Below are 21,132 nucleotides of genomic sequence, written 5' to 3' on the forward strand. Positions count from 1 at the left end.
GAGGTTGTCATGACAGCAATCAGTTTGGCCGCCACGCAGCGCCCGATGCCATCGCGCGCGATGGCGTTCGCCGTCGTCGGCGGGCTCGCCTGTGCACTGGCCGTCGGCAAGGCGCTGCCGGTGACGATGGACACGGTGTCCGGCGTGCTGGCGCCGCTGTGTGCGACGGCGGCGGAAAGCTCGCCGCTCGACAAGGTCGAGCCGATCGGCTCCTACGCACTGCCGAACGTGCCGGGCAAGCGCGTCACCATCGTGCGTGTGTTCTACGGTCCCGGCGGATTCTCGCGGCCACATCGTCACGCCGGCTCGGTGACGGCCTACATCACCAAGGGCGAGATCCGCTCCCAGCTCGGCGGCGGTCCGGTCGAGACGTTCGGCGTCGGCCAGTCTTTTTTCGAGCCGCCGGGTTCGACGCATCTGGTCTCGGCCAACGCTAGCATGACGGAGCCCGCGGAATTGATCGCGGTGTTCGTGGCGGATGAGGGCGCGCAGCTCACGACGCTGTTGGAGTAGCCGGCACTCGTAGTCCGGATACAGCGAACAGGAAGGCTAGGATCGCCTCAGCCGTTTCCATGCCGGTGAGAGACCGTATTCGACTGCGGGAATCGCAAGTGCGCCGACAAGCAGGCCAAGCACGCCTGAGATGGCCGCCTCGACCGACCATTCGATGATGCCGGCAACGGATGGAAGAAGGTGTGCGGCAGCCTCTGTTGCTGCGTGGACCGTGCGGCCGATTACGGGCGGGCCATATTGTTCGATGCCGTGCAGGATGATGCCGCCGCCGACCCAGACCATAGCGGCGGTGCCGATAGTGCTCAGCACCGCCAGGAAGGCAGGCATGCCGCGGACCAGCGCGCGCCCAAGCAAGCGGATCGCGCCGCCGATGATTGAGGCGCTGGTATAGCCCGCAAGGGCCACTCCGACATCGTCAGCCTTCACGATCAGGGCCACCACGCCGTAGACCCCGACCGTGATACCGAAGCCGACCAGTGCCAGCACCACCGCCTGTGTCCAGATGTTGCCCGCCGGGAGAGCCGCCAGCGTGATCGCCATGATCTCCGCCGACAGGATGAAATCTGTCTTGATGGCGCTCGCGACCTTCTCGTCCTCGACCGATCGGGCATTCAGCGCAATCGGCTGGAGCTGAGCTTCGTGGTGGTGCGCCTGATGCGGCATCACGGCTTCGAGCACCTTCTCGGCCCCCTCGTAGCAGAGAAAGGCTCCGCCCAGCATCAGCAGCGGCGTGACCGCGGCGGGAAGGAAATAGCCAAGCAGCAGCGCAACGGGAAGCAGGATCAGTAATTTGTTGCGCAGCGAGCCGACCGCAATCTTGCCGACGATCGGCAATTCGCGTTTCGCAGCAAAGCCGATCACGTAGTTCGGCGTGACAGCCGCGTCATCGATGACCACGCCGGCCGCCTTTGTTCCCGCTTTGGCAGCCTGGCTCGCTACATCGTCGAGCGAGGCGGCTGCCACCTTTGCAATCGCCGCGATATCGTCGAGAAGACCGAGCAGGCCGACACTCATCAAGTCTGTCCCTTCATGGTCCGAGCCGGCGGTGCGCGCGACGACACGCTCTTGCCCCCGGCATCGGAACGAGCAAGTCGTCAGTTCTCCTCGCCGCCCGATCCCTCGCGCAGGTCGGGCTTGATCACGTCGTCCGGCAACGCGTGCGCCACCGGCTGCGGCGTGCCGGCGATCTCCGGGCCGACCTCGCGGCCGCGGGCGTGGATCAGGCGTTCATAGGCCGAGACCAGCGTGACGTAGGGGCTGACCCAGATCCAGCCGTCGCGGGTGAACACCTGTACGTCGAAATGCAGGTGCATCGAGGTGCCGGCGGGATGGTCGAGATAATTCGAGACCACGCCGATCTTCTCGCCCTCGGTGACGATGCGGCCGTTGAGCACGCCGTCGGCATTCATCGCCTGCGGGTTCATGTGCATGTAGCGGAATCGGATGTGCTCGGTGCGGCTGTTGACTTGAAGCGTCGCGGCCTGGTCCTTGGAGCTGCGGATCACGATGGCGTCGCGCACGGCGACGACGCCGCGCTGCTTGGGATCGCAGGGGGCGCGGCCTTCGCCGGGCGGCGGGCAGTCGGCGGCACGGATGTCCTCGCCCTGGTGGCCATAGCCGCCGCTGCATTGCCAGACCTCGAAACTGCGGGATTCGCAGAAATTGTCGCGCCAGGGATAGGCGGTCGGGCCGTCGGTCTTGTCGCGCTTGCCGTAGGATTGCGAGCGCACGAATGCCGGCGCCTTTTCGAGCGGAAAGCGGATCTGCGCGTAGGCCATCACATCGGGATGGCCGGCCTTGTTGCGGTAGCCGGTGTTCGGGATGATGTCGCCGCTTGGCCGGTAGATGAAATCCGGCGAACGCATTGAGGGACGATCGATGATGCTGGAGGCCATGTCTGCGAGCGGCCGCAGGCGCTGGCCGCCGGCGATACGGAGCGCTTTCAGGAAGCGCTCGGCAACGGGATAGGCTTCCTTGCAGGCCAGCCGCCGCGGTTTTGCGACGCTGTCCAGGCACTGGATGGAGACGACATAGGCGACGCCGAAGCGGCTGAAGGCGTAGCGCACATAGCCTTCCCGGATGAACCTGCGCAGGTCCGGATAGATTGTCGCGAGCGGCTTGACCGGCTCGCCCTTGCCGCCGGCAGGATCGGCGATGTCGTAAACGAGTGCCGAGCCCGTGATCTGCACCTCGACCGGCCTTGCGTAGACGCGGCTCAGCATGCCGTCACCGGTGCCGGGCTCGAACGAGAAGGTCGCGCTGTAGCCGGCAGGGCCGGCATCGAACATGTCGACAGAATTGAAATCAGCCTGGTAGCGCGACAAAGCGAGAGTCGCGGGCGCGCCGCTGCGCTGCGCCTCGACATACGCGGCGGCGTCGAACGGCAGCAGCACGGGCACGGAGCTGCGCGCGATCCCGGTGAAGAATTGTGAGGAGACCGCGTTGACCTGCACCAGCGCCGGCATCGCGCGCGGATCGTAGCGCGGCACGGAGCGGCGGGGTACGAAGATGAAGTCGCCCGCGACCATCGGGCGGTTGTTGATCTCGGTGCGGAGCTGATCGAGCGCTGCGCGCCAATCGACGCGCAGGGCCGTCAGTGAAGGGCTGCGGATTTCGTCCGCAGCGAGCGGTGAGGCAGTGAAGAGCGAAAGCGACGCCAGAAGCAGCGAGACGAAGCGGAAACTCTTCCCAACCACTGTCTCGCCCCCCGGCGGCACCTGCTGCTCTGATCCCTCGATTAGTCCTTGGCGCGCTCGGAGTAGGAGCCGTCTTCCGTCATCACGACGATGCGGGTGCCGACTGCGATGTGCGGCGGCACCGTGGTGCGGATGCCGTTGGAGAGCACCGCCGGCTTGTAGGACGAGGAGGCGGTCTGGCCCTTGGTCACCGGCTCGGTCTCGACCACTTCCAGCGTCACGCGCTGCGGCAGCGCGAGCGAGACCACATTGACGTCGTGGGTCGACAGCTTGACGGTCATTTCCGGTTGAAGATAGGCGGCGGCGTCGCCGACCACGTCCTTGGGGACCTGGACCTGATCGTAGGTCTCGGGGTTCATGAAGTGGAAGCCGTCGCCGTCTTCGTACAGGAAGGTGAAGTTGCGCTCTTCGATCGTGGCCTTTTCGACCTGGTCGGTGGTCTTGTAGCGCTCGGAGATCTTTACCCCGTCCGAGATTCGGCGCATTTCGATCTGGCTGACCGGCGTGCCCTTGCCGGGATGGATGTTCTCGGCGCTCACGACGACATAGAGCTTGCCGTCTTGCTCGATCACGTTGCCCTTGCGAATAGAACTGGCGATGACTCTCAAAGCTATATTTCCTGCTTGCTTGGCCCGGCTCCGGCCAGGACGTGGTCAAATTTCGGGGGGACTCGGGGCCTCAAATCGGACCTCGGCGCCTGTTTCGGGCCGCAACATACTGATTTTGCCGTTGGATGCCAGCGTTTTGCTGGCCTGCGGAGTGGTCGGTTAATGGCTGGGGACAAGCTGATTTCACCGTTCTGGTCACCCGACCGGCACCTCGACCGGCGGCCGTTCCTCCAGGCCAGGGGGGCCATTACCGGGGCTTTACGGGGCTTTTTCGCCGAGCAGGGGTTTGTCGAGGTCGAAACCTCCATCCTCCAGGTCTCTCCGGGCAACGAGACCCATCTGCACGCCCCTCGGACCGAGATCATGCGGCCCGATGGCAGTCGGGCCAGCCGCTATTTGCGGACCTCGCCGGAATTCGCCTGCAAGAAGCTGCTGGCGGCCGGTGAGGAGCGGATTTTCGAGTTCGCCCGGGTGTTCCGCGACCGCGAGCGCGGCGACCTGCATCTGCCCGAATTCACCATGCTGGAATGGTACCGGGCGAGCGCGCCCTATGACGCCATCATGGCCGATACCGTGGTGGTCATCGCCCGGGCCGCGCAGGCGACCGGGATCGGGACCTTCTCCTTCCGGGGCCGGACCGCCGATCCCTTCGCCGAGCCGGAGCTTCTGACGGTCGCGGGCGCCTTCGAGCGGTTCGCAGGGGTCGACCTGCTGTCGACAATCTCGGGCGACGAGGGTAACCGTGCCGCGCTCGCCCAGGCGGCCGGCGGCAAGGTCCGGGTGGCCGAGGACGACACCTGGTCGGACATCTTCAGCAAGGTCCTGGTCGAGCATGTCGAGCCGCATCTGGGGCAGGGCCGTTTGACCATTCTGTTCGAATACCCATCTCCAGAGGCGGCGCTGGCACGGGCGAAGGCCGATGACCCACGGGTCGCCGAGCGCTTCGAGGTCTACGCCTGCGGTGTCGAGCTCGCCAACGGCTTTGGCGAGCTCACCGATGCCGAGGAGCAGCGCAAGCGCTTCACGGACTCGATGGCGGAGAAGCAGCGCCGCTATGGCGAGGCCTATCCGCTGGACGAGGATTTTCTGGCCGCGGTCGCCGCAATGCCGGAGGCGAGCGGTGTCGCGCTCGGCTTCGACCGGCTGGTGATGCTGGCGAGCGGCGCAGCGAGAATTGATCAGGTGGTGTGGACACCGCCTGCAAATGAAACGTTAAGTGAGACATGACGAAGACCAATCTTGCACGCACCTTGCGTGAGCCGGCCGAGCTTGTGGCCGCGCAGCTTGTCCCCGCTACGGAGTTGCCCGCGCTCGAGCGTGTCGCCGCGCGTTATGCGATCGCGATCACGCCGGCGCTGGTCGAGCTGATCGACAGCTCCGATCCCGATGATCCCATCGCGCGGCAATTTGTTCCGAGCGCAAACGAACTGGAGATGCAACCGGGCGAAAGCGCCGATCCGATCGGCGATCACGCGCACTCGCCGGTATCAGGCATCGTGCATCGCTATCCCGACCGCGTGCTGTTCAAGCTCGTTCACGTCTGCGCGGTCTATTGCCGCTTCTGCTTCCGCCGCGAGATGGTGGGGCCCGGCAAGGAGAATGTGCTTTCGGACAGCGCCTATCGCGCGGCCATCGACTACATCCGCACGCACAGCGAGATCTGGGAGGTGATCCTGACCGGCGGCGATCCCCTGATGCTGTCGCCGCGGCGCATGGGCGAGATCATGGCCGATCTTGCGGGAATCGATCACGTCAAGATCATTCGTCTGCACACCCGTGTGCCCGTGGCCGAGCCCGCGCGCATCAGCGACGAGATGGTGGCGGCGCTGAAGGTCGAGGGCGCGACCACCTGGCTCGCGCTGCATGCCAACCATGCGCGCGAGCTGACGGGACCGGCCCGCGCGGCCTGCGCGCGGATCGTCGATGCCGGGATTCCCATGGTGAGTCAGTCCGTGCTCTTGCGCGGGATCAACGACACCATCGCCGCTTTGTCGGATTTGATGCGGGCGTTCGTCGAATGCCGGATCAAGCCCTATTATCTGCATCACGGCGATCTCGCGCCCGGCACCGCGCATCTGCGCACGACGCTGGCGCACGGGCAGGACTTGATGCGAGAGTTGCGCGGGCGGGTGTCAGGGCTGTGTCAGCCTGACTATGTCATCGACATTCCGGGCGGTTCCGGCAAGTCGCCGGTGGGGCCGAATTACGTGTTGGTGGCACAAAATACCGCAGGCGATGCGCGTGAAGCGGTGGCGGAAACGCGCTATCGTATCGTGGACTATTGCGGCGACGTTCATCTCTACCCGCCCGAGACGTGAGCGGTGAGGGGATGCCGGTTTGAGAATGGAGGATCGGACATGAAGAAGATCATGCTGGCAGCATCGCTCGTGGCCTTGCTCGGCGGCACGGCGATTGCGCAGACCGGCACCAAGGGATCGACGTCGGGCGGCGCCACGTCGGGATCGCTGCCGCAGGCACCGGTCGGTCATCGCCAGCCGCGCGCCAGCGACGTGCCGAGCGAGAAGAATCTGAGCGATCCGAACAATCCCGTAAACAAGGAAGACGCTCTACTCGACAAGAAGATCAAGAGCATCTGCCGCGGCTGCTAAGACCCGACTGAGCCGGCGGGCAGGGCGCGACAGCTCGCCCCGCCCGCGCTTTTCAGGCTTATGCCGTACGCTCGTGCAGCCCCGCACGCTGGGCGTTGCGGCGGATCTCGACCGCGTCAGCGAGCTGCTCGAGGACCGTCGCCGTCGTCGCCCAGTCGATGCAGCCGTCGGTGATGCTCTGGCCGTAGACGAGCGGCTTGCCCGGCACCACGTCCTGGCGGCCGGCGACGAGATTGCTCTCGATCATCACGCCCATGACGCGGTTCTCGCCGCCCGAGATCTGTCCGGCAATGTCGGTCATGACCAGCGGCTGGTTTTCCGGCTTCTTGCTCGAATTGGCGTGGCTCGCATCCACCATCACCAACGGTGCGACGCTCGCCTTCGCCAGATCGTTGCAGGCCGCCGCGACGCTTGCCGCATCGTAGTTCGGCTTGCTGCCACCGCGCAGGATGATGTGGCAGTCCTCGTTGCCCGCGGTCGAGGCGATCGCGGAGCGGCCGAGTTTTGTGACCGCCATGAAGTGATGCGGATGCGAGGCTGATTTGACGGCATCGGCCGCGATGCGCACGTTGCCGTCGGTGCCGTTCTTGAAGCCGACCGGGCAGGAAAGCCCCGAGGCCAGCTCGCGATGGATCTGGCTCTCGGTCGTGCGCGCGCCGATCGCGGCCCAGGACACGAGGTCGGCGATGTATTGCGGCGTCGTCATGTCGAGGAATTCGGTACCCGCGGGCAGGCCGAGATTGTTGACCGCCGACAGCACGTTGCGCGCCAGTCGCAGGCCCTTGTTGATGTCGAAGCTGCCGTCGAGATCGGGATCGTTGATCAGGCCTTTCCAGCCGACGGTGGTGCGCGGCTTCTCGAAATAGACCCGCATCACGATCTCGAGCTGGTCGGCGAGATCCTCGCGCAGGGCTGCGAGGCGCTCGGCATAGTCGAGCGCGGCCTTGGGATCATGGACCGAGCAGGGGCCAACCACGACCAGCAGGCGGTCGTCCTGGCCGTTGAGAATGGCATGGATGGCGTTGCGCGCCGCCATCACCACACGCGTCGCGGTGAGCGTGCGCGGGACTTCCCGCATCACCTCTTCCGGCGTGCTCAGCTCTTTCAGTTCGCGGATACGAAGATCGTCGGTCGTGCTCAGCACGGCGGGCTCCTGTTGTTTCGAGAACCTGCCGGCCAATAAAAAAGCCGCCAGGTCTGGCGGCTTGTTCGGACGTTTGCTTCAATATTCAGATTGAGCGCGATCCTCCTGCCGCCAGCGAGCTGTCGTAGCTAAAGTACCAAAAATAGCTGGTGACGAGGGTGATCATGGCCGCTCATATAGCGTGCGATTGGCGGGTTGTCACCCCCCAAAACGGCGCAGGGCGCGACGAGGCGTCTCAGGTGTTGCTGTTGCGTGCCGCCAACGCCATGCCGATCAAGGTGGCGCCGCCGAACAGCAAATTGATACCGACGAGGATGCCGATCGCCCATTCCGCCGAGCTCGGCAGTCCCGTGATCACCATGAACGAGATCGCGATATCGACGAGGCCCGAGATCAGCAGCCACGTCCAGCGCCCGCTCGGCTCGCGGCGGTGCTCCAGCGCATACATGATGGTGGCGACGCCCTCGGCGAGGAAATAGGCGCCGAGCACGATGGTCAGCGTCAGCACGGCCTGCATCGGCCGGGCCAGCAACAGCATGCCGGCGAGCACGGCGAGCGCGGCCGAGAGCAGCGACCACCAGAAGCCCGGCGTGCTGCGCGCCCAATAGGTCACGATCAGTCCGCCGATACCGCTGATGAGGAACATCCAGCCGAGAAAGATCGCGATCGCAAGGCTTGCGAGCGGCGGCAGGATCAGCGCGGCGATGCCGAGCACGGCCAGCAAAATGCCTTCGAACAGGAATGCCTTCCAGTGCGCCTTCACGGTCTGGCTCATCGCGGATTGCAGCCGTGAAAAATCCTCGGGCGATGTCATCGGCAGGCTCCGTATCGAAAGATGTGTGCCCAATCTACTATGCGTACACCGCTCTTGCCATCCCGCGGCTCAGCCGCCGCCGTGCGCTGACGAAAAACCCTCGCCACTGGTGCGAACGCGGTTGCGGCCGAGAACGTAGATCGCGATCGTGACGATCAGAAGCGCAAGGCCGAGCAGGATCGAGACGAAGCCGATCGGGATCAGGGCCAGCGTCAGATTGCGCTCGGGGTTGATCAGCCAGTGATGGATCGAGGTCAGCACGAAAGCGAGGCCCAGAAAGCCGACGCCGCCGCCGGCGAGCAGCAGCGCCCACATCCGGCGGAGCTGGCTCAGCCGTTCGCGCGCGATGTCGGTCCGCGGCGCGTGGTGGCGCGCAACCCGCCGCACGAGGCGGATGGCGAAGGCGATCGAGCTGAAGCCGATCAGCAGGCTCCCCGCGCCCAGCCACATCCGCAAGCTGGGATCGAGGTCCGGCATGCGCTGGAGCGTGAGCAACGGGAAGTCGAAGGCCGAATGCAGCGCGAGCGGGCCTGCGAAGATCAGCAGGCGGCTGGACAGGCGGGCCCAGTCGCGATGGTGGCGGTTGGCGCCCAGCGCCGTGCCGGCCCGTGCGATCGTCAGGTAAGCGCCGGCGATGATGCCGAGCGCGCCGTGGAACGGCACCGTCAGCACGCTGCGCAAGGCGGCCAGCGAGCGCCACATCTCGGCATGCTGCACCAGATAGGCGAGGTTCTCGTAAGCGGCGAAACCGAGGCCGACCGCGGCGCCATAGACCACGGTATCCATGGGGTTGGCGAAGGTCCGCCGCTTGGCCGAGGAGACCAGCACGATGGCGATCACCTTCACGGCTTCCTCCGGCAGGGCGACGCCGAAGACCGAGTGCATCGCGAGCGCCGCCCAGGGGTCGTCGGGGGCGGCCACCATCTTGGCGAAGGGGGCACGGGCGAGACCCAGCAGCGAAATGCTGGCCGCGCCGAGCAGGAAGGCGGTCCAGACCTGGGCCGGCGGTCCCGGGCGCTCCTCGGCGGCGATGACGAGCCAAAGCATCAGCAGCGCCGGTGCGATGGCGGCAGTTCCGATGACGGTGGGTAACGCTTCAATCAGGTACATCGGCGCCGAAAATAGGTTCCCTTGAGCCGCTAATCTACGCCCAGCGATGCGACCATGTGTCATGCGCTTGCTGTCGGCTCGCTTAACAAGCGCGACAGCCGGCGTTCATCGGGACTGCCAAATGTAGAATACGAGCGTATTCAACCGCATGGCAGAGCCGGCTCGTCACCGACGCCAACAACCGCGCGGCCGTCGGCGGATCGCGATTGGCTAGTCAGATCAAGGTAATGTGCAGGTTTCTTCGATTCACGATGCACCTGCACGGGTGGCGAGTCCAGAGGCGGGATTGACCTCGCCCGGACAACGCGCTGCCGCGCAGATCGGCCCGGTCACGCCTAGTGGGTGGTGAACCGCGGCGGCGCGTCGGGCGCGATATCGAAGGCGCCGAGATGGAACTCCTCACCGATGGTCTCATCCGGCTCGGCATGGTGCGCGAGCAGCGTGAAGGCGGCTTGCGGGTATTGCTTCCAGATATCGAGATCGCCGGCGGTGATGGTCAGCCAGCCGAACGTGTACATGTAGCGCCCGGGCTCGGTGACCCGGCCGACCCTGTCCCAAGTGATCTTATCAACTGTGATTTTGTCGACTGCCATCCGGTCCCCCGATCGCAGGTCTGCAAAAGACGTCCGGCCCGAGGCCGGGACGTTCAAAAGCTGATCCCGCAATGGGGCCGCGATAGGGCAAGGTCGCGGAGGCAAGACGGCCGGTAGCCGGCCGCCGCCTGCCGCTTCGCGCGCCGTCAGGCCGACTGCAGCAGGGGCGTGCGGACAATCAGCCGGACGAGGTCGTCCCGGTGCTGCTTCTCGGCGAACTTGACCGCAAAGCCGTTGTCGAATTTGCGGATGACGCGCCCGACGCAGGCACCGACCGCAAGCGCGGTTCCGATCGGCGGATCGTATTCGCAGGATATCGCGACGCCGGCCGTGGAGACGTCGATGATGAAGCAGGGATGGGTGCTGCGGTCGACGAGGGTCAGGAAGGTGTGGGAGATCTGGGGAACGAAGCGTGCGTCGTTGCGCAGCTCCTGAACGGTAGCGTCCTTCTGCTTCTTTTCCAGCCAGGTCAGCTTTTCCGACATCCAGGCGCGCCGCGCCCGCGTCATGTCGAGCTCCATCAGGAAGCCCGATTTGAGCGTCGCGCTGATGGTACACTGGAATTCGCCGAAATCCTGGAAATAGGAGGTCACGCGCTCGCCGACCTTGCCGACGACGGGCACGTCCACGATCATGCGGAACGGAGAGACACGTTTGGTGCGGCAGGCGAAGGTGCGCAGCTTGCCCTCGCAATCATACCAGCGGGGCAGCGAGTAGCTGCCGTCCACGGTAACGTCCACCGCACGCTGCCTGAGGAACTCGGAGACGGACATAAGCGCCAATCGTGTTTCGGAGGAACTCCCGTAAATCCACGGTAGCGGTCAAATTCTAAGCAAATGATACCGGCGTTCATGAGCAGGGGTAAATTTCCGGTAAATGCGCGCGCGGCACAGAGCCGCGTTTGTTCGGCTCACGGCCTCACGATCGCGTCATCCGAGCAGCACCAGCAGCGCCACTGCGCCAAGGGCCATGACGAGCTTGATCGCCGTCCAGGTCAGGCTGTCCGGCCTGATCGGGAGTCCGAACCACGGCCATGCGCGCCGCATCGCGCGCGTTGCGAATGCTTCGACGATGGCGAGCACGACGGCGAGGCCGGCGATGATAGACCATGTCTCGGTTGGAGGCAGCCACGGTGCGAGCCAGGCGGGCAGGGAGCCTTTCAAGGACGCGAGCAGCGCGAACCACCCGAACAGGGAGACGAAACCCTTGATGATGTCGGGCCCGATCGTATCCGGCTCGAGCCGGATGCCGAGCGTTCCGAGCGCGCGCTCGATGCGCGCGTCATCGCTCAGGAAAAGAAACGCGCCGAGATAGAGCGGGATGCGCGACTGGAAGAACAATGCGATGATTCCGAACAGCACCGTGTAGCCGAAGGCATCGCCGAGAATGTCGACCATGCCGTTCATGCGCGATGGCGCTGCGGCCGTTGCGGCCTGAGGCTGCGGAAGCGATCTGGCGCGCGCCATGTGCTCGAGCATTCCGGCGCGCCGCCCGGGCGCATGGGAGGCCGTACGGCGCATCCAGGCCGGCGGCGCTGGGATGACGCCGGTCTGGCCGTCCGAGGGGGATTTGCGCTGCGCCATGGGCCTTGCACCGGTTCCAATGGAGCATTGGTCGGCGGCGAGGGGTGGGGAGGTTCATGGCGGCCTATTTTGCCGCGTCATCCGATGGGCCGGATGGATGGCGCTCCCTAGCGGAATCGAACCGCTCTCTCCACCGTGAAAGGGTGGCGTCCTAACCGATAGACGAAGGGAGCAACACAGGGCCCCGCCGCTTCCCGCGGCACGGCCGCCGGCCGCCCGAACAGTGCCCGGCGGCTTGCAGCGGGCGAACGTATAGTGGCCTTTCGGCCGTCGGGCAAGCCGTTCGGGAACGGGTTTTTGGCCCCGGTGGATAGCCTCCACCCCGGGATCATTCGGGGGTGATTTCAACGGTTTCTTAGGGGCCCCTGAGATAGCGCTGGAACCGGAGACATTTAAGCCGATGCCACAGCCCAAGAAGCGCGCAGCCCGCAAATCGCTGTCGCAGCACGCCTGGATCACGCTCGACGGCGGATTCGCGGCACGGCATTGCCTGGTCCAGGACATCTCGGCCAGCGGCGCGAAGATCACGATGGACGAGGACGCCAGCCAGCTTCCGGGCGTGATCCGGATGGCGTTCGCGCGCGATGCGCGGACCGGGCGGAGCTGCCAGGTGGTCTGGCGCCGCGGCAAGTCGGCCGGCGTCAAGTTCATCTGATCTCGGGCGAGGCGGGCCCGATGGCGCCTGAGGCCGGTCCGGGCTAGAACGGCTTCATGCGTGCGCCGCTCCTCATCCTCCTCTCATTCGCAGCCACCTCCGCGATGGCGACGGAGAGCCTGCGCCTGCCGCCTGCGGAGCGGCCACAGGCTGACAAGGCGCTGCCGCTGAAGGGCACAAGCGGGGCGGCCAAGGCGGGCTCCTGCGCCTCCTATGGTCCGCGCTTCGTCATGGTCGAGGGCACCGGCACCTGCGTGCAGGTCGGCGGCTCGATCAGGGGCGACACGAGCATCCGGCGCTGAAGCCGCATGCCGCCGGACCTGATGCGGCCCGACATCATCGTCCCCTTCGTGATGTACTGCGCGCTGCTGTGGTGGGTCGGCCGCGGCCTGAGCTGGACGGCGAAGCTCGCCACCGCGGTGGTGACGCTGGTGCTGATCATCTGCGTGCTGCTGGTCGAGCGCGGCTGGGGCTAGGTCCCCAAAACAAAAACTGCGAAAACAACCCCATGCACAGTAGCCGTCAAGGGCCGGCCTCGCGCCGGTTTCCTGCGCCATTCGCGGGATTCATCGCGACATCACCGCAGCTTGCGCCGCGCCGCCGGCTCACGACATTGGCGGTGCGACAAACTGCGCAAAACCGGGGCGTTTGCCCAGATCGGCGAGCCAGCGCGTCAGGTGCGGCTGGGCCGGGCGGGTGATGCCCTCGACGCCGAGCCAGCGCCGCGCATAGGCGCCGATCGCGATGTCGGCGAGCGTGAACGCATCGCCGTCCATGAACGGGCGCGATGAGAGCAGGCGGTCGGCGATGGCCCAGACCTCGGCGGCCGCGTCCGCATCCTTCTGCACCTGGATCATGTCGCGCTCGGCCGGCGCCGTGCGCACGATGCCCCAGAACACGGGACGGTCGACCGGCTGCACCATCGACAGCGTCCAGTCGAGCCAGCGGTCGACGCTGGTGCGCAGCTTTGGCGCCTCCGGATAGATCGGCGTGCCGCGTCCATGCGCGAGGCAGAGATAGCGCATGATCGAATTGGATTCCCACAGCACGAAGTCGCCCTCGACCAGCGTCGGGATCCGCGCATTGGGATTCATCGCGAGATAGTCGGCCTCGCGGGTCTTGCCGAACGCCATGCCGGCATCGATGCGCTCATAGGAGAGGCCAAGTTCGGTGAGGCACCACAGCACCTTCTGCACGTTGACCGAATTGGCACGGCCCCAGATCGTCAGCTTTTGCTCCGGCATGACATCCTCCCGCAGCGTTTCGTTGGCGCGGGTGATAGCGGAATTCACGCGAGCGAGCGAGGCGCGATTGCATCTAGCCCTCATGCAAAAAGCTCCGCCATGGGCGGAGCTTTCCGTCAGCAAGCCGAGCCGGCTTCAGTGGCCGAAGAACAACCACAGCAGAATGATCACCGGGATCGGCACGCCCAGCAGCCACAACAAGATTCCACGTCCCATCGCGTCCTCCTCCAATCGCATTGTCGAAGAAAGAACGCATCGGACGGGGGCTGGTTCCTACTGATAGCCCTTACCAATGGCCGGTGTTGGGCATCGACGACCACGGCTCCTGCGGCGCCTTCGGCTCGCCCTTCTGCAAGAGCTCGATCGAGTGCAGATCCGGCGAGCGGACGAAGGCCATGTTGCCGTCGCGCGGGGGACGGTTGATGGTGACGCCGGCCTTCATCAGCTTCTCGCAAGTGGCGTAGATGTCGTCGACCTCATAGGCGAGATGGCCGAAGAAGCGGTCCTCGCCATAGGTCTCCTCGTCCCAATTGTAAGTGAGCTCGACCAGCGGCGCGCCGCGCGTCTTGGGCTGATCCGTGAGCGCGTCGAGATCGTCCGCCGAGCACAGGAAGACGAGCGTGAACCGCCCCTTGTCGTTCTCGATCCGCCGCACCTCCTTCAAGCCAAGCGCATCCTGGTAAAACTTCAGCGCGACATCGAGATTGCGCACGCGCAGCATGGTGTGGAGGTATCGCATGGTTGTTGCTCCCTTGGACGGGTGGGGTTTTGCTTTGGGCCGGAACGGCGGGGGTAGGAGATAGCAGGAAAGTGGGAGGAGGGGCAGGGGGTCGCTTCGGCTCTGCCACTAACCGGCGCTTAGCGGCCAGCATGCTTTAGGCGATCTAATCCCAGCGACTGCGAGCGATTCCCTTTTGGTCAATTCGATATCTGTCTGCTCGAGCGCGCTCAGCTCTCCCGCCAATTTTTTCGAATCGTCCAATAACTGCTTGCTGGATGTTTGGGCCTGAAGGGCCGCCGAGTGCTGCTGAGCAAAGCTCTCGCTTCGAATTTCAAACGCGGACGCTGCAATCTTATAGGCTTCTTCAAGTTGCTCAAGTTCGGCTAATGCGGAGTCGATGTGCCCGGCAGTCGCAGTCCGAGCCTTGTCCATCGCATCATTCAAAGCCTTCAGCTCGGAGAAATCGTCGACGCCTTCAAATCGAGATAGACGGACATTGAGTATCGAGGTTTTCAGCTTATCGAATCTTTCGCGGTCCGAATCTATGGCCGACCGAACTTCACCTTGATAGCTTTTGCCACGGTCAAATACAGGTTTGTTGGCCAGGATATCGAGCGTGGCTTGTTGAACACCTTCTTTCCTCAGTCGTTCGGAGACAGCAGCAATCCGACGCTTTAAGTCAGAGATGCTGGCCGCCCCCCGCCGGCGTTCCAGCTGGATCTGCCATAGCGCGGCGAGGTCCCGCATCGTTGCGCCGATCTGCCTCTTGATGGCGTCTATAGAGCCATCGATTTCGCGGCGTTGATCCAGTTGCTCCGCTGCTGCAATCCCCGTGATTTGCTCGGCCGCTGCAGCTTCACGGCTCATAGTCGTCGAAAGGCCTTTTTGGTAGAATGCACGAGCTCGGAATCTCCTTTGAGCGTCCGCGATGGTCTCAGCCGTTAGTGTCCCGGAAGCATCTGCGATTGTTATAGTGTCGCGGTCCAATAGATTTCGATGCCATGTCTCCTGAACGCCACCGCGATCGATCACCACTTCCACATATCCATCAACAAGCGTCTCGTTGATCAAGCGCGCTTCGCGGTCGTGAAGAGTTTCTCCATCCAGCGAAGGCAAGTCACTCTCGGTCCGACCGAGCCCAAAGCGAAGGTATTCGAGGAGGGCGCTTTTTCCTGCTCCGCGTCCCCCGATAATGGCGTTGAAGCCTTCATTGAAAGACACCGAGAATTCATTCTGGCCCGTGAGGGACGACATCACTTTGAGTTCTACAATCTTGTCGATTGGGGCGCTTGGGGTGGCATATGCAATGCGAGCTTCGTCCGCTAGCAAGGCCTGCCTTATTCCCTCTATTGAAGCCTCTCCTAACTTGATCCAGCAATCATGAAAGCCGAGCCGCTCCCAATTCGCCTTGCGATTATCGCCAGTCGCGATGAATGCCCGTCGGCGCTTGCCCCACTCTTCAATTTCACCGAAGGCTTTCCGCCTTGTTTCAGGGAGCAAGTCTGAATATTGTTTCTCGATATAAACACCGTCGCAATTTATGTTGCAGAACCGGAGTTGGTGGCCTTCAACATTCAGATGCTTATGAGCGTCGCCATCGCTGAAATGCGGCAACAAGATGCAGTGGTCACGCAGGACGGTATCGTTGGCAACACGCTCAAACAGCGTCTCGATCGTGATGTTGGCAACCTCCGTCTGAGCGATCTTTGCGTCGTTGGCTGGCGCCATCTCGATTTCAGGCAGTTGATGGATTAACCGCGTCCACACAGTTGGATCGGAATCGGGATCGAAAATCGCCAAGCATTGGGTCTTGTCGCTACAAGTCACTTCGATGCCAGGGTAAACGTAAACGGACCCATTCACTTTTGATGCATTGATGACATAGGGAAGGAAGTTGATGTCATGGTGATCTGTGATGGAAATCAACCCGAGCGATCGCTCAACGCATGCGTCTATGAAGGACGTCGCCCAAGCTGCTCGCGCCGCCTCGCCCTCAGCAGAGCCACCCGGGAGGGAGGGCGGATCCTTCCAGTTAGTATCTCGAGGAGAGTGGCATTGAAGGTCGGCTTTACGCCAAGTGGCGCCCGGATGACGCCCCTTCGGAAAAGGCATTGGTCCCTCGTAAAATAATGAATCAAAGGACCATCACAACCAAAAGTAGCTCTAGAGTCAAATGGCTACATAGCCAGTTCGACGAAAGTTGAATTCGAATTACGGTGCACTCTATTGGCTGCCTGCCAAGCATGCGACCGAAGTCGCGGAGTCAGCAGAGCGACGATGGCGATTAAGTGCACTCAATTGGCTTGATCCGCCAAGCGCGGACTGAGCTGCAGAGCAGGGTGGCGATGGCGAGCGAATTTATTGTACTGGCCTCGCGATTCGCCCCATTACTCGCAGCAATGCTCTAGCTGACCAGCGAGATCAGTCGACTGCTGTGAGCTTTTCTTGCTCGATCTGCTTTTCGAAGTAATCATCAGCTCGAATAGCGCGCTCAATGAGCGCCTTCCGATCCTTCTTTGAGATGCCCATATTTTTCGCAAGCTTGATGAGTCTCTCTGCGTTGGCGATTTTCTTTCCGAGGATCACCTGTCGTTTCTCCTCTCGCGCAAGTCGCTTATCTTCTTTGGAGTCCTGCCGCTCGAAAATGTCTCTTATGAACAATCTGATTTCTTTAACGACCTTTCCCAGACCTGTGAGATCGGTGAATCCGGGACTGGCAAAACTAATTTGGCGAACCATTAGCGGAGATGCGGATCGACCGAATCGAGTGCGCTCGAAGTCAGTCGGCCTATTCCTGATCGTCCTGAACTGGACGAACGCGTTCAGCGCATCCAGGCTATCGAATAGATCCGCGAAATCTGCGGCGGTCCACGATCCATCTATCGAGATGCGGATTCTGCCACGATTCCTCGTGCGAGAGATTTTCTTGGTCGCACGTCGGACTAACGCCATCCCAAATACCTCAAATGGCTAGGTAACTGTTCTGTTTTTCACACGGAAAAGGTGATGTTGGCAAGCCTCGCAACCCCGCGGGCCTCGCCGCGTAACCGTAACTAATTCCGCTCGATGCCCCAACCCGGTGCGTGCCTATCGCCGGCATCAATTTCTCTGCTAAGTACAAGCCGTTTGGAATTGGAGGTTTGATGAAATACCTGCTCGTGATTGCGATTGTCCTTGGGGCCGGTCCGGCCCTCGCTCAACAAAAGAAGTCCCAAGCCAAGAAGACCTGCACGTATGAGGAATGCGTGTCGGTCAACAAGGCCAGAGGCTGGAGCGGCGGAGAAGTGAGCCGCTGGTGCACGGCCAATCCCGGCAAATGCGACAATTGATCGAAGGCCGCCCCGACGGGCGGCGTTTTCGCCCGAGAGTCGGTCAAGCCCAGTCCGTATGATGAAGTCGATGTCATAGGAACAAGGAGAAGGACGGCCATCAATCCAAGGCGCATGACAAGCTCCGCACCCAATTGACGGCGCGCTGAAGCGAGCAGGGCATGTTCTACTTGCGGCGGCCCTGCTCGGTCTGGTTGGCCGCGCCGAGCTTGTCCCGGATGTACGCCGTGAGGTCGCCGACCTCTTTCTCCATATCGTTCTGGGCGATGCCTTGCTCCTTGGCGCCTTCGACAAGGCGGCCGACGAGCTCGCTCACCTTCTGCGAAGCGCCGGTCGTCCCGTATTGCTCGGCGGCATGGACGCTGTTCTCGGTCCAGAAGTCGATGTACTCGCGCGCCTTCGTCGGCATGTGATGGTCCCCGTTGAAGGGCAACGCGTGCGAGCGCCGTCGGGTCCGGCTATCGCGTCACTTGGCATAGCCCTGCGAGCGGAGCCAGGCGATCTTGCGGTCGCCATTCATCCAGTCGTCTGCATCTGCCTTGCTGGTGAACCCCGTGATTTCCCGCTGCTCGGCGCCGGGATAATCCGCAAGTATTTTCCAGTCGCCGTCCGCGATCCGTACAACTTTGAAAGTCACTTTTGTTTTGGCCATGCCGCACTATGAAGGAGATTGCCTGAAAAGAGAACCATTCTCGCGGGGGGCGTTCCGTCGTCCGGCTAAAGCCGCGACCCTGCAGGGGCTGCCTGGCGACCGCGGTTGAACCCGAAACGACGCCGGCCCGACCAATCTGCATGCTCCAGGCCCTGCTCAGCGCGATCGTGGATATCCTGCTGTCTGCCGCATGGAGCGCCATCGTCAGGTTCTTCGGGCTGGAAAACGTCGTCGAAATCGCGACGGCGATCTTCGGCCTTGGCTGCATCGTGATTGGCGCTGTGGTGCTTTTGCTGGGGCATTGACGCATCACCCCCTCGCGAAAAACATCTGGCCGGACGATAGCCGGAGCGGCCGCTGCGCGCTGCGCACAGGCGCAAAAAACCGCCCCTGACATGGCCAAGGGCGGCTTTCGAAAAATCCGTCTAGTGACTGGTGCCGGGCTTCGTGGTCTTCGGCGGCTTGCCGTCCTCGACGCGGCCTTCGTTTCTGAGGTCGCGGCCTTCCTGGGCCTTCTTCTGGCTCTCGGGGGGCTTGCCGTGCTCGTAAAGCTCTTCCTTGACGTAGCCGGCTGCTTCCTTGGCCTTGCCTTCAACGCTCATGTCGATCTCCTTGTCTGATATGGAGTCAACTTGCGTGAGAAGTCAGCGTTCCCGGCATGACCATATTGTAAGGTTCACCCGGCAAGGGTCGGCAAGGGTGCACGTGCCGGGAACAGGTTAGTTGTCAGCGCGTACCGATGCGTTGATGTCGCGGGCAGAAACCGGAAAAATGCGCCGCGTCCAACATCTCCGTTGCGTCCGGTTGTCACCCGGCCGTGCGCATGACAACGCCGCTTAACGCGAGGGGGTTTCTAACCGCGGAGCCCCGCGGCGCCGTCCTGCAACTACGCCGCGATCCGTTGCTCGACGGGCGCGGTCAGGAGCTTGAGCGCTTGTGCATGCTGCAGATCGGGAACCGCGATCGCCGTGTGGCTATACATCGTGCTCGTCCGCGAGCTTGCGATCCTGTCGAGGATCTCCTTGCCCTTGATGACGTGAAGGCCCATGCCCTCCTGCGAGGGGAAGATCGCCAGCACCACGTCATAAGCCGCGATCACGGCGCGGAGCGCTTCGGCCTTGTCTTCGGCAATGTCGACAAACACGCGAACGTCGGCCGCGAGTTCACGCAGCTCGTCAAAATCCAGCACTGTGGGGTACTCCAACGCAACGATACTGATGAGGAGAGTGGAGGCGTTAGGTTACCGAAGTCTTGACAAGGTAGGCCGGATTGCAAGTTTCACGGTGAGGTGACGCGGTAGCTGGGGATAAGCGGCGCGCCCTCAGGCGCGATGGAATTAGGCTCAGTCGGCTGCCCGAGTTCTACCTCTCCCACGGGAGAGGTGAACTCACCGCGCTCTAGCGCATGGCTTCTTCCTTGCCGGCCGCCTCGGCCCCGGCCATGAGCGTCAAGGCGCTTCCGTCATAGCCCAGCTTCAGCCCGCGGCCGACGATCCATGTCCATCCGTCGCGGGCGTCCTTGATGGCTTGCGCGTTGAACTGCTCGGAGATCGATTTGACCGCTTCGTCCTGCGGGCCCGGATTGGTCAGCTCGGCATGGACGCGCCGGATCGGGTGCTGAGCGTCGATGTCGTCGCTGGTGACCGTAACCCTGGCGCCGTTGATCTCGCATTCGAGGACGTACGAGCCCTGGCCCTGGCGGCAGCGGTAGCGGCGCTGTGTGACGAGCTTGCTGGTCTCCTCGAAGGTCATGCCGGGCGAGAAGCCGAAGATGTCGGACTTCTTCACCAGGGCGAGGGACGCAGGCTTCAGGAAGTCCGGCCGGACGGCGACAAGGGCGGCGACGGCAACGACGATCACGCCGGCCAGTACAATGGCAATCTTCATCAGCCCCTCATGAACAACGCCCGATCCTATAGCAGCCGGGGCGCGGGCATCCAAAAGCGAAAACCCCGCCTGGGGGAAGCGGGGCTTTCTGATGGGGGTGAAGCTTGGGGACTTCAAGGAGTTAGACGCGCCTGAAGGCGAATGGTTCAAAACAAGACGACGCCGGCCGCATGGGCTTTCAACAGCGCCGCGGAACCCCCGCAGAACCCCTGCTTGTATTTTGGGCCTCGATGGGGTCTAAGCCCCGTGACTTCATGACTTCCGGTATGAATCAGCATCACACTTGCGTGGTTCTGCCGCGTCCTGAGCAAGGATTTGCTCGCCCCCCACACAAGGAATTCAGACATGGCGAAGATGACGAAAACCCAATTGATCGATGCAATTGCCGAGGGCACGCAGCTCTCCAAGAACGACGTGAAGCAGGTGATCGAGTACATGGCCACGGTCGGCTACAAGGAGCTCAACGAGTCCGGCGAGTTCGTCATTCCCGGCTTCGTGAAGATGTCGGTGGTGAACAAGCCCGCGACCGAAGCCCGCATGGGCGTCAATCCCTTCACCAAGGAGCCGATGCAGTTTGCGGCCAAGCCCGCCAGCAAGTCGGTGAAGGCCTCGCCCCTGAAGGTGGCCAAGGACTCCGTCTAAGACACCGGCGATCCAGCGCTCTCGTTGCGGCGGCTTCGTTTCGCGAAGCACCGCAGCGACCGCATTGGCGGACGCTGGAAGGGAACTCGCGGGCGTTATAGGCTTTGCCTCCGAAAGGGAGGAAGCACATGGCGAGCCTGAGCGAGGAAGACATTCGAGACCGCGCCTATCATCTCTGGCGTGAGGCCGGCGAGCCCGCAGGGCGGATGGACACTTACTGGTACCAGGCCGAAAAGGAGCTGCTCGCCGAGCGGACCGAGCCGGGCGAGGTGCCGCCTGGCATGACGGATAATTTGCCGGTCTGACGATTTGCGGCAGCTGGCTGCGATCCAG

29 protein-coding genes and 1 tRNA gene are annotated in these 21,132 nt (G+C 63.1%); 11 read left to right on the forward strand and 19 right to left on the reverse strand.

Going from position 1 to position 21,132, the window contains the following annotated elements:
• Positions 1–9: 9 nt before the first annotated feature.
• Positions 10–513, forward strand: a complete 504-nt coding sequence (locus I3J27_RS18125) for a cupin domain-containing protein (RefSeq protein WP_270171992.1) — start codon at positions 10–12, stop codon at positions 511–513.
• Positions 514–549: 36 nt separating this feature from the next.
• On the opposite strand, the gene I3J27_RS18130 is transcribed toward I3J27_RS18125, so the two are convergent.
• The 3 genes from I3J27_RS18130 to efp all read right to left on the reverse strand — a co-directional run bounded on the left by I3J27_RS18130 (position 550) and on the right by efp (position 3,817).
• A complete protein-coding gene (locus tag I3J27_RS18130; protein WP_270171994.1) occupies positions 550–1,527 on the reverse strand; it encodes a DUF808 domain-containing protein in 978 nt (325 codons plus the stop codon).
• An 80-nt stretch (positions 1,528–1,607) separates the two neighbouring features.
• On the reverse strand, positions 1,608–3,230 hold the full coding sequence (locus tag I3J27_RS18135) for a M23 family peptidase (RefSeq protein WP_270171996.1): 1,623 nt from the start codon (positions 3,228–3,230) through the stop codon (positions 1,608–1,610).
• Between the two features lie 20 nt (positions 3,231–3,250).
• Positions 3,251–3,817 carry an elongation factor P gene (gene efp / locus I3J27_RS18140; RefSeq protein ID WP_270171998.1) on the reverse strand — a complete coding sequence of 189 codons (567 nt, stop codon included), beginning with the start codon at positions 3,815–3,817 and terminating at the stop codon, positions 3,251–3,253.
• A gap of 162 nt (positions 3,818–3,979) precedes the next feature.
• On the opposite strand from efp, the gene epmA reads away from it, so the two are divergent.
• The 3 genes from epmA to I3J27_RS18155 are packed head-to-tail and all read left to right on the forward strand — an operon-like array spanning position 3,980 to position 6,426.
• Positions 3,980–5,044: an EF-P lysine aminoacylase EpmA gene (gene epmA / locus I3J27_RS18145; RefSeq protein ID WP_270172000.1), complete on the forward strand. Its 1,065-nt coding sequence runs from the start codon at positions 3,980–3,982 to the stop codon at positions 5,042–5,044.
• A complete protein-coding gene (locus I3J27_RS18150) occupies positions 5,041–6,135 on the forward strand; it encodes a lysine-2,3-aminomutase-like protein (protein ID WP_270172002.1) in 1,095 nt (364 codons plus the stop codon). The genes epmA and I3J27_RS18150 overlap by 4 nt, the downstream gene beginning before the upstream one ends.
• A 39-nt stretch (positions 6,136–6,174) precedes the next feature.
• A complete protein-coding gene (locus tag I3J27_RS18155; protein ID WP_270172003.1) occupies positions 6,175–6,426 on the forward strand; it encodes a hypothetical protein in 252 nt (83 codons plus the stop codon).
• Positions 6,427–6,484: 58 nt separating this feature from the next.
• Here I3J27_RS18155 and I3J27_RS18160 read toward each other — a convergent pair whose 3' ends face one another.
• The 7 genes from I3J27_RS18160 to I3J27_RS18190 all read right to left on the reverse strand — a co-directional run bounded on the left by I3J27_RS18160 (position 6,485) and on the right by I3J27_RS18190 (position 11,843).
• Entirely contained in the window at positions 6,485–7,570 is a 1,086-nt protein-coding gene (locus tag I3J27_RS18160) for a 3-deoxy-7-phosphoheptulonate synthase (RefSeq protein WP_270172004.1), read from the reverse strand.
• Between the two features lie 235 nt (positions 7,571–7,805).
• Complete coding sequence (locus tag I3J27_RS18165) at positions 7,806–8,384, reverse strand: HdeD family acid-resistance protein (protein WP_270172005.1); 579 nt, start codon at positions 8,382–8,384, stop codon at positions 7,806–7,808.
• Positions 8,385–8,453: 69 nt separating this feature from the next.
• Positions 8,454–9,494 (reverse strand): PrsW family glutamic-type intramembrane protease, encoded by a 1,041-nt coding sequence (locus tag I3J27_RS18170; protein ID WP_270172006.1) that lies wholly within the window; start codon positions 9,492–9,494, stop codon positions 8,454–8,456.
• A gap of 335 nt (positions 9,495–9,829) precedes the next feature.
• The gene (locus I3J27_RS18175; protein WP_270172007.1) at positions 9,830–10,087 is read right to left on the reverse strand and encodes a hypothetical protein; all 258 of its coding nucleotides are present in this window, start codon (positions 10,085–10,087) and stop codon (positions 9,830–9,832) included.
• Positions 10,088–10,233: 146 nt separating this feature from the next.
• A complete protein-coding gene (locus I3J27_RS18180; RefSeq protein WP_270172008.1) occupies positions 10,234–10,860 on the reverse strand; it encodes a PilZ domain-containing protein in 627 nt (208 codons plus the stop codon).
• A gap of 156 nt (positions 10,861–11,016) precedes the next feature.
• A complete protein-coding gene (locus I3J27_RS18185) occupies positions 11,017–11,670 on the reverse strand; it encodes a hypothetical protein (RefSeq protein WP_270172009.1) in 654 nt (217 codons plus the stop codon).
• A gap of 98 nt (positions 11,671–11,768) precedes the next feature.
• Positions 11,769–11,843: transfer RNA gene (locus I3J27_RS18190), tRNA-Glu, on the reverse strand.
• A 227-nt stretch (positions 11,844–12,070) separates the two neighbouring features.
• On the opposite strand from I3J27_RS18190, the gene I3J27_RS18195 reads away from it, so the two are divergent.
• The 3 genes from I3J27_RS18195 to I3J27_RS18205 are packed head-to-tail and all read left to right on the forward strand — an operon-like array spanning position 12,071 to position 12,801.
• Positions 12,071–12,325 carry a PilZ domain-containing protein gene (locus I3J27_RS18195; RefSeq protein ID WP_270172010.1) on the forward strand — a complete coding sequence of 85 codons (255 nt, stop codon included), beginning with the start codon at positions 12,071–12,073 and terminating at the stop codon, positions 12,323–12,325.
• 56 nt (positions 12,326–12,381) lie between these two features.
• Positions 12,382–12,627, forward strand: a complete 246-nt coding sequence (locus tag I3J27_RS18200) for a hypothetical protein (RefSeq protein ID WP_270172011.1) — start codon at positions 12,382–12,384, stop codon at positions 12,625–12,627.
• 6 nt (positions 12,628–12,633) lie between these two features.
• On the forward strand, positions 12,634–12,801 hold the full coding sequence (locus I3J27_RS18205; RefSeq protein ID WP_270172012.1) for a hypothetical protein: 168 nt from the start codon (positions 12,634–12,636) through the stop codon (positions 12,799–12,801).
• 129 nt (positions 12,802–12,930) lie between these two features.
• On the opposite strand, the gene I3J27_RS18210 is transcribed toward I3J27_RS18205, so the two are convergent.
• The 4 genes from I3J27_RS18210 to I3J27_RS18225 form a co-directional block, all read right to left on the reverse strand.
• Positions 12,931–13,569 (reverse strand): glutathione S-transferase family protein, encoded by a 639-nt coding sequence (locus tag I3J27_RS18210; protein WP_270172013.1) that lies wholly within the window; start codon positions 13,567–13,569, stop codon positions 12,931–12,933.
• A gap of 286 nt (positions 13,570–13,855) precedes the next feature.
• Positions 13,856–14,308 carry a VOC family protein gene (locus I3J27_RS18215; RefSeq protein WP_270172014.1) on the reverse strand — a complete coding sequence of 151 codons (453 nt, stop codon included), beginning with the start codon at positions 14,306–14,308 and terminating at the stop codon, positions 13,856–13,858.
• 108 nt (positions 14,309–14,416) lie between these two features.
• On the reverse strand, positions 14,417–16,216 hold the full coding sequence (locus I3J27_RS18220) for an AAA family ATPase (RefSeq protein ID WP_270172015.1): 1,800 nt from the start codon (positions 16,214–16,216) through the stop codon (positions 14,417–14,419).
• A gap of 495 nt (positions 16,217–16,711) precedes the next feature.
• Positions 16,712–17,029: a hypothetical protein gene (locus I3J27_RS18225; RefSeq protein ID WP_270172016.1), complete on the reverse strand. Its 318-nt coding sequence runs from the start codon at positions 17,027–17,029 to the stop codon at positions 16,712–16,714.
• A 404-nt stretch (positions 17,030–17,433) separates the two neighbouring features.
• Between I3J27_RS18225 and I3J27_RS18230 the strand changes: the two genes are divergently transcribed.
• Positions 17,434–17,619, forward strand: a complete 186-nt coding sequence (locus I3J27_RS18230) for a hypothetical protein (protein WP_270172017.1) — start codon at positions 17,434–17,436, stop codon at positions 17,617–17,619.
• Positions 17,620–17,785: 166 nt separating this feature from the next.
• Here I3J27_RS18230 and I3J27_RS18235 read toward each other — a convergent pair whose 3' ends face one another.
• The gene (locus tag I3J27_RS18235) at positions 17,786–18,028 is read right to left on the reverse strand and encodes a hypothetical protein (RefSeq protein WP_270172019.1); all 243 of its coding nucleotides are present in this window, start codon (positions 18,026–18,028) and stop codon (positions 17,786–17,788) included.
• A gap of 57 nt (positions 18,029–18,085) precedes the next feature.
• Positions 18,086–18,271: a hypothetical protein gene (locus I3J27_RS18240; protein WP_270172021.1), complete on the reverse strand. Its 186-nt coding sequence runs from the start codon at positions 18,269–18,271 to the stop codon at positions 18,086–18,088.
• Positions 18,272–18,411: 140 nt separating this feature from the next.
• Here I3J27_RS18240 and I3J27_RS18245 point away from each other — a divergent pair, with 140 nt between their 5' ends.
• Complete coding sequence (locus tag I3J27_RS18245; protein ID WP_270172023.1) at positions 18,412–18,576, forward strand: hypothetical protein; 165 nt, start codon at positions 18,412–18,414, stop codon at positions 18,574–18,576.
• Between the two features lie 120 nt (positions 18,577–18,696).
• On the opposite strand, the gene I3J27_RS18250 is transcribed toward I3J27_RS18245, so the two are convergent.
• The 3 genes from I3J27_RS18250 to I3J27_RS18260 all read right to left on the reverse strand — a co-directional run bounded on the left by I3J27_RS18250 (position 18,697) and on the right by I3J27_RS18260 (position 20,157).
• Positions 18,697–18,873 (reverse strand): hypothetical protein, encoded by a 177-nt coding sequence (locus I3J27_RS18250; protein WP_270172025.1) that lies wholly within the window; start codon positions 18,871–18,873, stop codon positions 18,697–18,699.
• A gap of 284 nt (positions 18,874–19,157) precedes the next feature.
• On the reverse strand, positions 19,158–19,460 hold the full coding sequence (locus I3J27_RS18255) for a hypothetical protein (RefSeq protein WP_270172027.1): 303 nt from the start codon (positions 19,458–19,460) through the stop codon (positions 19,158–19,160).
• A gap of 208 nt (positions 19,461–19,668) precedes the next feature.
• Positions 19,669–20,157, reverse strand: a complete 489-nt coding sequence (locus I3J27_RS18260; RefSeq protein ID WP_270172029.1) for a hypothetical protein — start codon at positions 20,155–20,157, stop codon at positions 19,669–19,671.
• 345 nt (positions 20,158–20,502) lie between these two features.
• On the opposite strand from I3J27_RS18260, the gene I3J27_RS18265 reads away from it, so the two are divergent.
• Both I3J27_RS18265 and I3J27_RS18270 read left to right on the forward strand, forming a co-directional pair.
• Entirely contained in the window at positions 20,503–20,799 is a 297-nt protein-coding gene (locus tag I3J27_RS18265) for an HU family DNA-binding protein (RefSeq protein ID WP_270172031.1), read from the forward strand.
• Between the two features lie 128 nt (positions 20,800–20,927).
• A complete protein-coding gene (locus I3J27_RS18270) occupies positions 20,928–21,104 on the forward strand; it encodes a DUF2934 domain-containing protein (protein WP_270172033.1) in 177 nt (58 codons plus the stop codon).
• Positions 21,105–21,132: the final 28 nt, after the last annotated feature.

This window comes from Bradyrhizobium xenonodulans (assembly GCF_027594865.1).
GTDB lineage: Bacteria > Pseudomonadota > Alphaproteobacteria > Rhizobiales > Xanthobacteraceae > Bradyrhizobium > Bradyrhizobium xenonodulans.